This window comes from Eubacterium sp. An3, from assembly GCF_002159465.1.
Classification (GTDB): Bacteria; Bacillota; Clostridia; order Lachnospirales; family Lachnospiraceae; genus Anaerobutyricum; species Anaerobutyricum stercoris.
This window is the reverse complement of the sequence record NZ_NFIR01000011.1, coordinates 17,554-33,707: the sequence shown is the minus strand read 5'-3', so window position 1 is coordinate 33,707 and position 16,154 is coordinate 17,554. Positions and strand designations below refer to the sequence as shown.

At 46.5% G+C, this 16,154-nt stretch carries 11 protein-coding genes; 2 read left to right on the top strand and 9 right to left on the bottom strand.

Annotated features, from left to right (window positions below; all coding sequences use genetic code 11):
* Nucleotides 1-28: 28 nt before the first annotated feature.
* The gene (rpoN, locus tag B5F87_RS10465) at nucleotides 29-1,369 is read right to left on the bottom strand and encodes an RNA polymerase factor sigma-54 (RefSeq protein ID WP_087280786.1); all 1,341 of its coding nucleotides are present in this window, start codon (nucleotides 1,367-1,369) and stop codon (nucleotides 29-31) included.
* 222 nt (nucleotides 1,370-1,591) lie between these two features.
* Between rpoN and B5F87_RS10455 the strand changes: the two genes are divergently transcribed.
* Nucleotides 1,592-2,017, top strand: coding sequence for an MFS transporter (locus B5F87_RS10455; RefSeq protein ID WP_275532336.1), 426 nt, complete (start codon nucleotides 1,592-1,594; stop codon nucleotides 2,015-2,017).
* 120 nt (nucleotides 2,018-2,137) lie between these two features.
* Here B5F87_RS10455 and B5F87_RS10450 read toward each other — a convergent pair whose 3' ends face one another.
* The 7 genes from B5F87_RS10450 to B5F87_RS10420 form a co-directional block, all read right to left on the bottom strand.
* A complete protein-coding gene (locus tag B5F87_RS10450) occupies nucleotides 2,138-2,470 on the bottom strand; it encodes a nucleotidyltransferase domain-containing protein (protein ID WP_087280777.1) in 333 nt (110 codons plus the stop codon).
* Nucleotides 2,471-2,548: 78 nt separating this feature from the next.
* Nucleotides 2,549-3,409: a 4Fe-4S binding protein gene (locus tag B5F87_RS10445; protein ID WP_087280774.1), complete on the bottom strand. Its 861-nt coding sequence runs from the start codon at nucleotides 3,407-3,409 to the stop codon at nucleotides 2,549-2,551.
* Between the two features lie 35 nt (nucleotides 3,410-3,444).
* Nucleotides 3,445-4,719 carry a hypothetical protein gene (locus B5F87_RS10440; protein ID WP_087280771.1) on the bottom strand — a complete coding sequence of 425 codons (1,275 nt, stop codon included), beginning with the start codon at nucleotides 4,717-4,719 and terminating at the stop codon, nucleotides 3,445-3,447.
* 23 nt (nucleotides 4,720-4,742) lie between these two features.
* Nucleotides 4,743-5,990 carry a right-handed parallel beta-helix repeat-containing protein gene (locus B5F87_RS10435; protein WP_087280769.1) on the bottom strand — a complete coding sequence of 416 codons (1,248 nt, stop codon included), beginning with the start codon at nucleotides 5,988-5,990 and terminating at the stop codon, nucleotides 4,743-4,745.
* A 38-nt stretch (nucleotides 5,991-6,028) separates the two neighbouring features.
* Nucleotides 6,029-6,958, bottom strand: coding sequence for a carbamate kinase (gene arcC, locus B5F87_RS10430; RefSeq protein ID WP_087280766.1), 930 nt, complete (start codon nucleotides 6,956-6,958; stop codon nucleotides 6,029-6,031).
* A 155-nt stretch (nucleotides 6,959-7,113) separates the two neighbouring features.
* Nucleotides 7,114-7,962, bottom strand: a complete 849-nt coding sequence (locus B5F87_RS10425) for a patatin family protein (protein WP_087280763.1) — start codon at nucleotides 7,960-7,962, stop codon at nucleotides 7,114-7,116.
* Nucleotides 7,963-7,986: 24 nt separating this feature from the next.
* Nucleotides 7,987-9,246 carry a nucleotidyltransferase family protein gene (locus B5F87_RS10420; protein ID WP_158097023.1) on the bottom strand — a complete coding sequence of 420 codons (1,260 nt, stop codon included), beginning with the start codon at nucleotides 9,244-9,246 and terminating at the stop codon, nucleotides 7,987-7,989.
* Between the two features lie 336 nt (nucleotides 9,247-9,582).
* Here B5F87_RS10420 and B5F87_RS10415 point away from each other — a divergent pair, with 336 nt between their 5' ends.
* Entirely contained in the window at nucleotides 9,583-10,818 is a 1,236-nt protein-coding gene (locus B5F87_RS10415) for an acetate kinase (protein WP_087280758.1), read from the top strand.
* Nucleotides 10,819-10,921: 103 nt separating this feature from the next.
* Here the strand turns inward: B5F87_RS10415 and B5F87_RS10410 are convergent, their stop codons facing one another.
* Nucleotides 10,922-16,123 carry a leucine-rich repeat protein gene (locus tag B5F87_RS10410; RefSeq protein WP_087280753.1) on the bottom strand — a complete coding sequence of 1,734 codons (5,202 nt, stop codon included), beginning with the start codon at nucleotides 16,121-16,123 and terminating at the stop codon, nucleotides 10,922-10,924.
* Nucleotides 16,124-16,154: the final 31 nt, after the last annotated feature.

The window sequence follows — 16,154 nt, the reverse complement described above, 5'->3', positions numbered from 1 at the left end:
TACTTCACATAATCTACCTTATATATATTCACCGTATCTTCCGGTCAAAGCTGCTCTTGATCCACAGCTCATCCCGGTATTTTGCCACGGCTCTCCGTGAGATGTGAATTCCTTCCATAACCAGCAATTCCACCAGCTTGGCGTCGCTGTACGGTCTCCGTTTATCTTCGCTGTCTACCAGAGAGCGGATTCTCTCCTTGATGTGCTCAGCAGAGAGTTCTTCTCCCTTCTCACATGCCACCGCTCCGGCAAACAGCTTTTTCATCAGAATAGTTCCGGCCGGTGACTTGATGTATTTTCCCCGCACAGCACGGCTCACAGTAGACGGATGTACATGAAGTTCCTCCGCCAGAGCGCACATGGTCATGGGAACCGGATTACTCCTGCCCGCAAAATATTCTTTTTGTTTCTGGAGCAGTGCCCGTGCAATGGACTTCATAGTCTCTCTCCTCTGCTCCACGCTGTTTAAAATAAACCGGCACCGATCCAGATTCTTTTTAAAATATCCGGACAATTCAGCATCCCGGGAACTACGCATCATTTCCACATACTGCTCATTGACATGATAATTCCCTGACCACCGGTCATTGATAGATATCTCCCACTGACCATTTTTCAGGTCATACACAATATCCGGTACAATGTAACTGACCTCAGCTTGCTGAAGTCCGGAGAGTGGTTTAGGATTCAATTTTGCGATTTTTGCGATATATTTGCGAATCTGAGCCGTAGAAAGTCCGGTCTGTCTTGAAATGACACTGATTTTACCTTCGCTGATTTCCGGCAGATATTTATCTACTACCAGTTTAAGCCCCTCATCTTCTTCTCCCATGACTTCCAGCTGTTTTAAGAGACATTCGGAAAGTCCGGAAGCAAATACTCCGAAAGGTTCCAGATCTTTCAGTCTGGCAAGAACTTTCTCCACTGCATCTTCTGTCATTCCGGTCAATTCCGCTGCCTCCCCGGCACTCATGCGGAAAAAGCCATCATCTTCGAGACAGTCAACAAGATAATCTGCCAGTCCCCATTCCTCATTTGTGAAGGCATTCATCTCAATCTGGCTCAGTAAATATCTTTTCAGATAATCCGCATCCGGCGCCGCAAGATTATCCCGGGAATCAAAATCTTCATCCTCATCTCCCCGGCTTCTTCTTTTTCGTTTATCATCATCAAACCACCGGATATCTTCCCCCATGCCGGAAGGCACGCTGCTGTCGAGATTACAATCCAGAAGCGGATTGCTCATATACTCATTCTGGAGAAATTCTTCTAATTCAATGGCGTCCATGGCCAGAATCTCCAGAGATTGAATCTGTGACTGGCACAGGATCTGTTTCGTTTCCAGCGCGACGTGTTGTGATAATTCCATCTTTACCCCACCTTAATCTGCTCATCGGTAGTATTCCTGTTAAAAAACTCATTTCTAACTCTACCACAAGAATGACAAAAATTCAACAAATCCAGCCATTTTATTATTATTTTCTCCATTATTTTATTTATATTTCTAAAAAAATACCGCCATAATTCACAAAAGTCAGAAATTAGAGCAGTCTTTTTTATCATTATTTTATAAGAAGAGCTATATGCAACAATATATACTCCGGTCAGTATGATCGGACGTATCGTCTGGGGAGCTGTCACAGACCACACGGACAAATACGTGACTCTCTGTATCATCTGCGCCATCCCGGTACTCACCATGGGATTCCTGGCGTTCTCTCCTGGCATAATCCCGGCCATCATCTGCATGGCGCTCACAGCGCTCTGCTACGGCGGTTTCGGAGGAACCATTACGCCGATCACCGCCGATCTGTTTGGTTCCAAATATATCACAGAGAATTACGGCGTCATGTACCTGATGTTCGGTATCGCCGGACTGCTCGGCCCGCGTATTGCCGTCACCTTAAACAACAACGGAGATTATTCCCGCGCTTTCTTAGTCGGATGCATTCTGGCAGCAATCTCACTGATCGCGGCATTTATCGTCAGAAAGAAAGTGAAATCCTCCATGAAATAAATGAACTACATGTGAAAGCGCGCCGCCGGGCGCGCAAAAAATGCTCCCTTCCGGGCGACAAGTTTGATTCTCTCGCTTGCCTGCCTGAAAGGGAGCGTTTTGGTTTATGTATGAGATATACTAATATGCCCGATTATTTGCTCCTCGATATTTCTTTAAATCAAGCAAAATGTAAGCCTTGTCCAGGTCTTCCCTGGCAACAGCCAGACGGTGCATAACCAGATCCTCTTTTGTTCCGTTTTCTGCGAAATCATGCTCTGATAATACATCAGATAAAGCTTCCATCTGCTCATCCTGCAAATCAACCAGTATCATTATATCAATATCAGAATTTTTGCGATTATCTCCTCTCGCATATGAACCATACAATATAATTTTCTTTAAATGATTTCCATAAATTTTACATAGATCGTTTGTATAATTTTCCAAAATCATTGAAATATTTTCCGCCATTTACACACATCCTTTCAGGAAATTTCTGTGTACTCTGCCATTCTGTCAAAAGTTCATAATGGAATATACCGGCCCCTCTCACAGGAAAAATGCATTTGCTGCTCTTCTCGTATAATGCTCTCTGAGCATCTCCACATGGGATAAAAAGTCCTCATCTTCAAAATGTTTTGCCTGCGTTGGACAGGCACGGATACAGGCCTGGCACTTGATGCAGATGCCATTTACGACCGACGGGTCCTCCCGGCTGATGCTTCCCATCGGGCAGACCTGCGCGCAGGTACCGCATCGGTTACAGAGGTTCTCATCGGTCACCGGCTTAGCTTTCAGGAACTTCGCCGGCTGTCCGTCCGCGCGCAGCGGCGTATAATACGGCCCCACCGGGTTATGTCCGGTGATCTGCAGCGCCAAAACGCCGCAGGCAGCCTTGTTGCCGCTGACAATCTTTTCTACCCCGGAAAATTCTTTTATTTTCTCCGCCGCCCTTCTGGCAAAGACGCGCAGTTCTTCTTCATCCTGTTTATCGGGCCGTCCGGCGCCGATGTCGTCAGAAAATGCGTGGCGGGCCGCCGCCGCTGCGGCGGCGGCCACACAGAATCCGTGGTTCTCCAGCAGAAGCGCCAGCTCCATGAGTCCGTCGTCATAATTCCTGTTTCCAAATACGCTGACCGCCACAGCCAGCGTCCCGTTTCCCTCAAAACTCCGGTCCACATCGGGGAGGATTTTGTTTGGAATCCGTCCGGCATACACCGGCGTCCCGAGGATCAGCAGATCTTCCTCCGTAAATGTGCAGCTCTTTTTTCTCTCGTCCGGCAGAGTAAAGGAAATCTTATGTACCGGAAGTTTCAGGCATTTTCCCATCTCCTCCGCCAGCAGGCTGACGATGTGCTCCGTACCGCCGGTGGGACTGAACGACGCCGCCCATATTTTTTTTATCATCATATTTTACCTTCTCCTTTTTCTTGCTTTCCCCAACTTTATCTTTTATACATTTTATTATTCGCCTTTTTTACGCTGCGGTTACCGCTGGTCACAATGGCGTTTCCTCTGGATGAAGCATATGCCTTGTTCCCTTTCAGCGACACATTTTTATAGCGTGAGGAAGAACGGGTGACAACCTGAATTCCCTGGCGATAACCATACACTGTGTTATTTGCCACAGTGATTTTTGATTTATTCATCTTCTTTCCGGAAGTCTTCCCCTGAATAGTGATGTTCAATCCCACAGAATAAGATTCATTTTTTCGGGTACTGTGAGTAGTGATCACATTGTTTTTCACAACGGCACTCAGCGTGTTATAGAGAGTACATCCCTCGGCACTGTACCCGGTCAGTTTATTCCCCTTGATAATAATCTTTTCATGAAATTTATTTCTGTATTTTTTTCCGTCGGATGCAGCATAATTAGCACACACGCCCCTGCTGCCCTCAATCGTATTATTCAGTATCTTTATATTCTTGCAGGTCTGCCCGTTGACGAACTTCCTGCCGTACTGTGCCAGAACCGGCGCGGTTTTCGGCGCTGCCACATCAATCTGGAGCGCGTCTTCCACAGAATTCTTATCTTTCTTTCCCTGAACCTTAAGGGTACTGTTTTTCACCGTTGTATTCTTCATGGCAATGAGCTCAATGGCATGAGACTGATAATTAGAGATAATCGTCACATTATCAATGACCACATTGCTGCCATGATTAAATGCCATGACGGAACAGGCAGCCTTTTTATCCGTGATCTGCCAGGTGCCTCCCTGAATCTTAACATTGGTAAGGGAGCGATAATTAACCGCATCCGGTTTATTGGACAAAATCCCTTTATCCTTCGAAGTCATGACGATGGTCGCGCCATCGGCAATAATTGTCGTGTTGCTTCCCAGGTATACCATATTAGTAAGCTCCACCCGTGATCCTGGCGGAATCACGATAGTTTTTTTCTGATCTCCGCTGCACAGCATATTAAGCGTACTCGAGTTGATATAACCTGCGCTTTCTCCGCCTTTCTTTTCCGTGCATACATTCATCACAATCTGTCCCTGCTCGTTAAAAGTACCTGCCAGTTGTTTTTTCCTGCCCAGAATCTCCACTCCAGTCAGATCAGAGCTGGCGGCAGATGCAGGTACCGCCGTCAGAAAAAATGCTGCTAATACAAAAATTGCGACAACTGCCGTCATCATGCCGGAGAAAAGTACATGTGCCTTTTTCTCCGGAACTGATAAAAATGTAACCTTTTGTGTTTTCCTCCCAAAATACTGCATTGTTTCCCCTTTCTTTTGTACAGTTATTGTACACTTTTCCTCTTATACATTTTATTGTTTTTATTTACGATCTTCCTGGCCGCTCTTTTATTCAGCGCAATGGCACTTTTCTTTTTCGGCGCATAACACTGATTACCTGTCACTACAGCCTTTTTATACCGGGATGACGTCATGGAAAACAGCTGTATCCCCTGACGCACACCATAGACGGTGTTTCCTGTCACTGTCAGACGGGCTTTCTTCATTTTTTTCTTTGGCGCTTTTCCCTGTAAAGTAATATTCAGACCTACTGCATATGATTTTGTCTTTCGTTTGCTGTGAGTCGTAATCTTATTATTCTTTACTACCGCATTTAACGTATTATAAATAACACATCCCTCGGCAGTATATCCTGTCATGGTATTCCCGATTATAGTAATTTTGTCATGGAACTTATTAATATATTTCTTATTTCCGCTTCCATCAAAATTAACGCACAGCCCCCGGCTTCCCTCAATGGTATTATTGAGAATCTTGATATTCTTACAGGTCTGCCCTTTTACATACTGAGAACCATACTGCACCAGCGGAGGAGCTGTTTTCGGAGTAGCAACATCAATCTGCAGAGCCTCCTCCACAGAGTTCTTATCCATCCTTCCCTGCACCTTTAATGTACAGTTCTGTACCGTTGTATTTTTCATGGCAATCAATTCGATGGCGTGGGATTCATAATTGGAAATCACCGTCAGGCCATCGATCACAACGTTGCTTCCATGACTGAACCGGATAACAGAACAGCCCTCTTTCTCATCCGTCAGCTTCCATGTTCCACCCTGAAGCCGCACATTCTGTACAGCTTTATAATTGACTGCGTCCGGCCGGGTAGCAAGAATTCCCTTACCGCTTCCATTCATCACAAGCGTCGCGCCATCGGCGATGATCGTTGTATTGCTTCCCGGATGTATCCCGTTCATCAGCTCCACTGTGGCTCCGGACGGAATAACTATGGTTTTTGGCTCATTACCGCTGCACAATGCATCCAGAGCGTTGGAATTCACATGATCATATCGAATTACCTGCCCGCTTCTGGCTGTGTAATCCTCTGTGCAGACATTCATTACAATCTGCCCCTGCGCATTATAGGTTCCTGCCACCCGGTTCCATCCGCCCATTACAGTTTCTCCTGCCTGATGTGCAGAAACCGAAGAAATGCAGAGTCCCCAGCCAAGTACACAGCAAAATACGAAAGCGGTCAAAAAGCTTAACTTCTGCCAGTTTATTTCTTTTTTCATACTTATCTCCTTCTTCGAACAATATTCACATACATTTTTTAACGAATGATAGTTCCTGTCTTGCCCAGATATCCTTCCAGAGCTTTGTCAATGGACGTAATGACCACGCGCCGTCCCGCGCCTTTTTCGATGAAAGACACTCCGGCCTCCACCTTCGGAAGCATGGTATTTGGCTCAAACTGATCCTCACTCATGTACTGTTTCGCCTGCTCCACAGTAATCTCATTGAGAGGAGTCTCAGACGTTGTATGATATCCGATAGACACATGTTCCACACTGGTGAGAATCATCAGTTCATCAGCGTTCAGCAGTTCTGCCAGACGTCCGCTGGCATAATCTTTCTCGATGATAGCGCTGGCTCCTTTCAGCTGCACGCCCTGTGCCAGCACCGGAATCCCGCCTCCGCCGCAGGCAATCACCACATGCCCCGCATCTGATAACGTCCGAATAGAATCGATTTCAATGATGCCCTGTGGTTTCGGAGCCGCCACGATACGGCGATATCCGCCTTCCACCTCGGTAACATAATTCCCGTTACGTTCCTCTTTATCCGCCTCTTCTTTGGTAAGAAGACGTCCGATGATCTTCACCGGCTCTGAAAACGCATCATCGTATGGATCGACCATCACCTGTGTGATAATGGTGCAAACCGGTTTGGAAATTCCTCTTGTCAAAAGTTCTGCCCGGAGCGCATTCTGGAGATCATAGCCGATATATCCCTGGCTCATGGCAGAACACACAGACATCGGCGCCTGCGTATAGTCTTTTCTTTTTGCGCCAAATTCATTCATAGCTGTGTGTATCATGCCAACCTGCGGCGCGTTGCTGTGGGAAATCACGATATCTGCTCCGGCTTCAACCAGATTGGCAAGAATCTTCGCCGTCCTTTTTGTTGCCTCATACTGTTCCGGCAAGGTTGTCCCGAGCGCCCGGTGTCCGAGCGCCACTACTACTTTTTTTCTGCTCATATTACACAAATCCCTTCCTAAAAAATAATCGTAAAAATTATCAGCCCGCCCGCGCGGGCTGCTATACGTAATATATGAATATATCAGTTTTATTTTAACAAAAAGCTCCTAAAACATCTATATATATTCATCTATTTCCAAAATAATATTGTCTTCTACCGTTCCAGGTATTCTTTCATAGCCGCAATGGAGTTCCGTCCGTCTTCCAGCCCGATCTGATATAACGCCTCCAGTTTTGAGCGGTTCTTCTCTACCCGCCCTACATTTACTTTCTCCTTCGGACGAATGAGAAAAACTCTTCCCTCCTCCTCTTCTTTCTCCAGAAAGGCCAGAGTATCATTGTAACGGATATGACGATTTGCCATCTTCTTTACAAAAGCTTTTGACTTCGGATAACGCATCTTCAGCAGACGAATGGCGCGGTTTGGTTCCTTCTGATATCCTTCCTCCCTGGTCAGAATCACTACATTTTTTGTATTGCCGTCTGCCAGAGACTTCCGGATCGGAATACTATCTGCCACGCCGCCGTCCAGATAAGTATGTCCGTTTACTACCAGAGATTTTGATACCAGCGGAAGGGAACTTGACGCCCGAATGGCCCACATCTGTTTATTCAGATCCTTCACCTTCACATAAACCGGTTCTCCGGTATCCACATCAGTAATAACCGCATAGAGCGTACCAGGATATTTTTTGTAAGCTTCAAAATCAAAAGGGTCCAGCACATTGGGAATCCTGGAATACAACATATCCACTCCAAAAATATTGCCGGTACGCAGAAAAGTTCTCGTTCCGCAGTAATCCGGGTCATCGAGATAATCTACCGCCACCCGGAAGGCGCGGCCATATTGTCCCGACATATAACTGCACGCATGGCAGCTACCCGCTGATACACCATATATTTTTTCAAACTTTATATCATTTTCAAGAAATGCGTCGAGAACTCCTGCAGTATACACGCCACGCATTCCGCCGCCCTCTAAAATTAATCCTCCATGATACATAGATAACACCTGCTTTCTTTTATTCTACAATATGATCTGCTGCCGCACCCACTCGGATACAGGAGCCCGCCCGCTCTTTGCCGCCGCCGTCTGCTCATAGAGCTGGGCTGCGCGGATATCCGCCTCAAACAGACGTTCCGCCGCGCTCCCTGATTTAAAACTCTTCCTTCCCTGCGCCGGCTTCTGTATCAACGGAATCTCTGCCTGTGCACGAATACGCTTTAAAAGAGGAGCCGCCCGCTTTGCAAATCCCAGAACCCGCGCGTAAGGAACCGGTACGTCCGCTGCCGTTGACAGGAAGTCTTCTTTTTTTATATGCAGCACCCTGTGCAGCAATGCCCGTCTCCAGGCGGCATCCGTCAGTCTCTTAGTGTGGAGCTGATCCAACAAAAAGGAAAATGAACATCCCGGCTTATGCATTTTCTGTAATCTTGCCGCCATATCCACGTCGAAACCAAAAAACTCTTCCACGTCTTCCTCCTCCATCAATATAGCATAATCAAGACAGCGCATCAAATCATCCCAGCAAACCGTATCATCCTTCTGCCAATGCGACAAAAGCAGATATGCTCCTCCGCCCATGGCTTCTGTCAGAAGATCGCACAGCGCATTTTCTCTTCCGCCGTCCAGAAGCATTTTTCTTATTGCGGAAGCAGAAGGATATTTTTGCCGGATATTTTCATCATGATAACCAGCCCCCTCTCTCCGGACAGTCACCGGAATTATCGGAGAATTCATCCGGTCCAGCGCCTTCAGATACTCCAGTCCCAGGATATGATTCGGCGTCTCCAGGATATCCCACAGAATCTTTTTTTCCGGATATTCCCGCTCTGCGCAAGCCTTCACAGCATCTTTTCTGGCTAATGGGAAATTTTTGCCCATTTTCAGCTCTTCCCGCAGCCGCTGACGGAAAAACGCAGATTCTTCTGATAAAATCTTAACGAGAGGCGCATAGTCGTTCACCTCCGCCCGTTCGCTTCCAAAGGATAAATAATCAACACACCCAAGATTATGCAGCAGCCTCACGCCGGCAGATGCGAAATATTCCGCGCTGGCTGTGGAATAAATGACCGGCAGCTCGATAACCAGATCCGCTCCCCCTTCCAGAGCCAGACGGGTGCGGAGATATTTATCTGCCGCCGCAGGCTCTCCCCGCTGTACATAATCACCGCTCATAACAGCAATGATATAATCTGCTCCCGTCTTTTTCCTCGTCTCTCTGATATGGTACCGATGCCCTCGGTGAAACGGATTATATTCCGCGATGATTCCCGCTGTGATCATAGGTTTGTCCTGCCTTTCCCTTTCATCAGATTTCTTTATCATACCTGAAATCAGATAAAATAGCAACTCTCTCCATGTTGGATTGTATTTTTTTTAGTACAAAAATAATTGTGTTTAGTTTCGAACAAAATCAATTATTGTTAATTTTGAAACAATTCGAAATTTAAAAATGAAATCTGGTTGCCTTAAAATAACAAAAAAAGCCTAGATTTTATACAATATAATACATTTTCAAAACTATCGTTTCGTACTATAATTTCTGTATAGTAGATTTATAATTAGTGAAATTATGGTTTCGCTTTACTAAATAACATTTTTTCAAAAGGAGACACGAACATGAAAGTTTTAGTTATCAATTGTGGAAGCTCTTCTCTCAAATATCAGGTGATTGATTCCGAGTCAGAGCACGTATTGGCTAAAGGCCTTTGTGAACGTATCGGCATCGATGGCCGCATGACCTATCAGCCGGCCGGCAAAGACAAAATAAAATATGACGCTCCGATGCCAGCCCACCGTCAGGCAGTAGAACTCGTATTAAAGCAGCTCACTGACCCGGACAACGGTATCCTCACATCTGTTGACGAGATCGACGCTGTGGGACACCGTATGGTACATGGCGGAGAGAAATTTGCCTGCTCCACACTTCTTACGGACGAGGTTTTAAAAACTGTAGAATCTTTCAACGACCTTGCTCCTCTTCACAATCCTCCGACCCTCGTCGGCGTAGCTGCCTGCAAGGAACTTATGCCTGACACTCCAATGGTCGGCGTATTTGATACCGCTTTTCATCAGACCATGCCTCCGGAAGCATACATTTACGGACTTCCATATGAATATTATGAGAAATACGGCGTTCGCCGTTACGGTTTCCACGGAACATCACACAGATATGTTTCCCTGCGTGCCGCAGAGATTCTCGGCAAGAAGCCGGAAGATCTGAAGATTGTTGTCTGCCATCTGGGCAACGGTTCTTCTCTTTCCGCTGTGGACGGCGGCAAATCCGTTGATACCTCCATGGGACTGACCCCACTGGAAGGTCTGGTTATGGGAACCCGTTCCGGTGATATCGACCCAAGCTGTATTGAATTTATTGCACATAAAGAGAACCTGTCTCTGGAGCAGGTAATGGAAATCGTCAACAAGAAGTCCGGCGTTCTCGGTATCTCCGGTATTTCTTCCGATTTCCGTGATCTCGATGAAGCGGCAAGAAGCGGCAATGCAAGAGCTGCTCTCGCTCTTAAGATCTTCTGCCATTCCGTAGTCAAATATATCGGAAGCTCTATCGCTGTTATGAACGGTGTAGACGCCATCGTATTCACTGCCGGCATCGGAGAAAATGACGATGTTATCCGTTCCGCCATCATGGATCACTTCGGATACCTGAACATCCGTCTGGACGACGAAGCCAACAAGATGCATGGCCAGGAACGTATCATCTCCACTGATGACTCCAGCGTAAAGGTTATCTGTATTCCGACCAACGAAGAGCTGATGATTTGCCGCGATACCGTAGAGATCGTTACCAAGAAAATGGTTGAAGACGCTGTGAAGGAAATTATGGCTAATCAGTAAGCGAAACGACTTGACTATATAACGAACATAAACACATATAAACGTAAACCAGGCGCGTCATATGACGCGCCTGGTTGATTTCATAAAATCTCATCTGTCAGTATCATTTGCTTACCTTCGCCCTGGCTGATAAGCCTTTCTTCCTCAGCATCTTCACATAAGCCGTATATTTCTTCTTCGGCACCTTCACTTTCAGTTTAGAATAATTACTGCTTCCCGCTTTGGCAAATGCCTTGGCTCCCACGGTCTTTGCCGTCAGTTTCTTCGCTTTGATGGCCAGAGACTGTAGTTTCTTACAGTTATAAAAAGCTTTTTTGCCGATCTGTTTCACTTTTGCCGGTATGACAACTTTTTTGAGGGCCGTGCAGTTTCTGAAAGCGGAATTGCCGATGCTGGTAACATTGCTTCCAATGGTAACTTTTTTCAGTTTTTTATTATTCTTAAATGCATTGTCGGCAATAGATGTCACCTTATACGTAATACCGTCGATTTTTACCTCCGACGGCACTGCAACGGCTGTCGCTTTTGTATTCAGATTCTTCGCATAAGCCACAGCAGACCCGGCTGTGGTAACAATGTAAGACGCATTGCCAACTGTCAGGGTTGTGCCTGCCGGTGGCAGCGTGCTGCCGGAGGTGCTGGCCGACGGGGTGGTCTGCGATGAACTTCCGCCGGAACCTGACGGCTCTGACGTATTTTCTCCGGCGCCCGTTGACGGCGTCTGTGTTCCCGTCCCAGGCGTCTCCGTCGACGGCTGCTGCTCTGTGGTATCCCCGGTATCTCCTCCCGGATTATCATCCGGTATCTCCTTATAAAGGACAACATATGCCGTATTGTTATCTTCGTCAAAGTCTCCGCTGTCAACGCTCGCTTTCAGGGTCAGATAAACGGCGTCATTTTCATTATATTGAATGGCATCCTTCTTCACAGACAAGAAAACATTTTCACTGTTGCCCGCCTTCACTGTGATCAGATCAGACTTCGTCAGTTCTGTTGCCATGGTCTCATCCCCAAACAGAGACAGGGAGACTTCCGTGTCCATCGAACTTTCATTGGAAAGCAGTGCTGTAACAATCACATCATCTCCATTCTCCACGCAGGTACCTGTGACAGAAATGTCCGGCAGCCCGACGGTATCTTCCGCCGTACAGTCCGATACATCCGCCTGACCCGCGCCCACAACAGAAATCTGTATATTCTGTTTAGAATCCACTCCTGACAAATCCACATAAGCGGTTCCCGCCACATCTTCTCCCGGTAAAATCGTAACCGGAACTTTCTCCGTGATCTGTTCGCCGTTTTTCAGGGTGATGGTAATCTCCAGCTCATTGATTGTAGTATCGCCGGTGTTTCTCAGGAAATAATCCACACCTGTCTTTCCGTCAACCACATCTTTTTCATCCACGAAGGCTCCTGCCAGTGTAATGCCGGTTTCCGGCGCTTTCCCAATGGATATGAGAGAATGAGAATCGGCCCCGGCGTCTTCCGCGTTGGCCACAAACTGCCAGTTTCCTTCTTCATCCAGAATGGCAGAAATGTATCTCCAGATCACGCCCTCTTTCTCATACAACGTTACCGGCTCCGAATAACCATCCTCTGTCCGCATGGACGCTACGATACTTCCTGTTCCGGTCTCCTCATCGTAGAGGCTCCACACATATCCGCTCTTGCCGCCGCCTGAAACGTACTGAATCTCCGAGCCAAAGGAACTTTCTCCCGCCAGATATGTCTCTACCGCTCCGCCGGACAGATCATAAGAATATAACGTTCCGCCAGATACACAGACAATCTGTCCGTCCACATAATCCAGACTGGAAATATTTCCGTCCTTTGAGAACATCACCAGATCAGAAAGGGCGTCCACAGGCTGACCGTCCGTATCAAGCACAGCCGTCAGACCATCTGACTGGCTGACAAATATAGTCTGGAGCTTCCCGTCACTCTCATACAAAACATAATCATCGACAGTTCCGTCTGTGGTCAGAAGTTCTTCTTCCGCTCCAAAAGATTCGCCATTCCATTTTGCAGTGTAAATGGTATTGGAGCCGGTCTCCTGCATCAGATCCGCCGCATTGTTCCTCACCCAGGAGATAACAATTCCATCATCACTGTCATGACAGATTTCTGGCATCATATCGTAATATTCGTTCTCTGTCACATATGAAGTATGTGTAAATGTATTGTTTTCCTCATCAAAGACCGCAAAACAGATTTCTGAATTCTGTGCATATGCATCCAGAACAGCCTCGCTGTCGTCCTCCACATCACCGGTTATATTATCCCGTTCCTTCTGCCATACAAGAACCAGCTGATCATTTACCACCTGCATATCCGCATACAGATCGGCTGTACCGGTATCCCACACGGCCTGCGGGTCTGACCATGCGCCGTTCTCATAAACAGAATACATAAGTATCGAACTGTCCAGAGTCTCCCTGCCATTGATATAGGACTGGAAGACCATGACACGTTTTCCATTAATCTCCGCCTGCATCGGCAGAGAACCTCCAAGAACATTGTCCAGGACAGTCGTCTCGGAATCCACTGAATCCTGCGCCGCTCTGGCCCGCAGAGAGCTGCTGCCTCCCGTGTTCCATGCGCTGACATCGTTCAGGGAGGAGGTATCAATCTCTGAAAGCGTTCCCTCCGACAACGAGATGCCTCCATTGGCCGCCGCCTTTGTCAGCGCTTTCGAGGAACCTGTGGTATCCCAGAGCGTTCCGCTGCTGGAAAGCAGCTCCTGCTCAAAATCCAGAAGGAAAACCACTTCTATATGAAGAGAAGCGCTCGCTTCCCATTCACCTTTTGTGGCAGGTATGAGCGTAATCGGCGCAGATAATTTTCCATATCCACCGAAGGTCGCCACTTTATAGATCCCATATCCCCCTTCGATTTTAATGGACGGAGTGAATGTCAACTCTCCATCCACCACATTTACCGTTTTTGTATTATAATCATACTCCGGTCCGATGTTCCCGGACAATTCTCCTCCCCCTCTCAGAGTCAGATAAAACGGCCCGATCGGCGTCACGAACTGCCAGTCTACGCTTCCTTCCCATTTGGCATTCGCGGCCAGTTTGCCGGTAGTAGAAATCGGATTCATATTCAGATCATAGACATTTTCAAAATAGCCCATGACCGATACCTTTGGAAGAACATTGAACTTTTCCGTGGAAACAGCCGTCACCGACTTCACACCCCAGGCCTTGCGGAAACTGTCCAGACAGTCCACCCTGCCGGAATATTTGCTGGCATCTTCCACATTTTGCTTATATTTGTTCCACTTTGCATCATTATTGAGCCAGTCGGATTTTCCAATACCGATGGTTCCACGTATTTTGTACGTTCCCTCTTCCTTATCTTCCGTCACAATAATTTCCACCGGAAATACAGAACTCTTCAGCGACCAGTCCGCAGGGAAAAACTGCGATACTCCGCTGTCGCTGCCCGCAGACCCGGAAATATCCTCTCCCAGAGTCAGACTGCCTCCTTCGCTGCTCTCCATATCCTCCGGTTCCGTCACGGTCACTTCACAGGTGACGGATACCCCGTCCGCCTTGCCGGTAATAGTCGCTGTTCCCGGAGACACTCCTGTGAAATTTGTAACGCCCAATGCGCTCCATACATCAACCTTCTCTTCACCTATGGTATATGTTACAGGACTTGTCGCCTTAAAATACCCGACTTTTCCAATTTCCACCACCGACGTGTCGCTGGATGTCCACTGGATTTCTCCTGTCAACTGTTTCAAATCCTCCGAAGAATCCTCAAAAACTTTAGAACTCAACACTCCGGTATCCCCCACCTCCACAGCCGCCGAACTGCTGCACTGCAGGTCTCTTATGGACATGGAAAATTCTGCTGAAATCGTAACATTTGCCGCCGGCATGGTAAATGTGTATGTATCCTCGTCCTGAGCCGCTGCTTCAATTATCTCTCCGTCCTCCGTCGTCACCGTCAGCTGCTGCTGCATATATCCTTCCTCCGGGGTCACAGAAATTGTAATCGTCTCGCCTTCTTTAGCGGAACTTGTGGCAGAAACTTCGCCGTGTTCGATGTCCGGGGAAATCTGGATGGAGTAGAGTCCTTGGTCCGGATCGTAACTATTGTAGTGAATGGTTGCACTGGTCAAATCAGAATTATCAGATCCGATGCTAATAGCATTCCATTCTTCTTCACTACCGCTATAATAAACATCCGTCAAATTAACGCATTCACCAAAAGCGTCGCCTCCAATCGCTGTTACACTATTCGGAATATCAACTCTTTCTAATTGAGTACACCATCGAAATGTGCTAGAAAGAATTTTCGTTACACCATATGGTATAACTATTTCCTGTAAACTTTCACACCGTTGAAACGCATCCATCGCAATACTTGTAACACTATCTGGTATGATTACTTGCTTTAAATTAGTGCAATAATAAAATAAATTATATTCAATAATAGTAACATTCTGAGGAATGACAACGTTAAGCAAACTTTTACAGAAGCTAAAGGCATATTCTCCTATTGATGTAACGCTATCCGGAAGTGCAATTTCCTTCAAACTACTGCATCCGGAAAATGCACGGTCAGCAATCAATGTTAAATTAGTTGGCAAAGTAACTTTTTCCAAACCACTGCAATCATGAAATGTTGAACTCTCGATTATTGTTACCCCCTCCGGAATTGTAATTTCAGATAAGCTAGTACAATAACTAAAAGCTCTTCCACCAATTGACGTTACATTTTCCGGAATCTCAATTTTTTCAAGAGATATACAAGCGTGAAATGTACTACTTTCAATTGTTGTCACTTTTTCCGGAATATTAATTTCAGTTAGCCCATCACAACAATAGAATGCAGCAGCTCCTATTTCGGTAACTGATTCAGGCAATTCAATGGTACTCAGGCTTTCGCAGTTATCAAAAGCATAGTTGCCAATTGATGTGACCGTATCTGGAATTTTAATCTCAGATAAAAAAATACAATCCCGAAATGCCATGTTGCCAACTGACATAACTCCACTTTTTATATCTACTTTAGTAATCTGATATCTATCATCATACCAAGGAGATTTCCTTGTACTTTTCCAATCATCCATCTCCCCCGTCCCGGATAAGGTCAACACCCCGTCTTCCGACAACTCCCATGTCAGATTATCCCCGCAGGTGCCGCTTGCGGAGACAGTCTCCGCCGCCTGCACTTCTATCCATGCGCCCATCTTCTCTGAAACGAATTCCGCGCCATCTGCCGGAACCAGTCCCAGAACAAGAATCATAGACAGTAAAATACTTAATATCTTTTTTCCTTTTTTCATCATACTTTCTCACCTTCTCTGTCTTGAAAAATTT